A 236-nucleotide genomic window follows, 5' to 3' on the forward strand; every position below is an offset into this window, starting at 1 on the left:
GAGGTGTTATTACTGCTTGGGTATGTCGTGATTTTGGCTTACCTTGCTGCGCATGTGTAAGATAAGCCAAAAGTCAGTAAGGCTACTTATCCGGCATCGTCGTATTCTTCAATCAGTGAGCCGTGGAGCAGGTAACCGGTTTCTGCAAGCTCGTGCTCTATGGTTTGTACATTTAACTTTCCTACCACATATACAACATCCCAGAGTTGCTGAACGGGTGCGCCTTTAGGAAACTT

The 236-nt window shown here is 45.8% G+C and carries 1 protein-coding gene; it reads right to left on the reverse strand.

The genetic code is table 11. The features are described 5' to 3' along the window. Nucleotides 1-86: 86 nt before the first annotated feature. The coding region (locus R0J87_RS24645; RefSeq protein ID WP_498889666.1) for a DUF3299 domain-containing protein at nucleotides 87-236 on the reverse strand (150 nt) is incomplete at its 5' end.

The organism is Halomonas sp. SIMBA_159 (assembly GCF_046536035.1).
In the GTDB taxonomy this organism is placed as follows: domain Bacteria; phylum Pseudomonadota; class Gammaproteobacteria; order Pseudomonadales; family Halomonadaceae; genus Vreelandella; species Vreelandella venusta_A.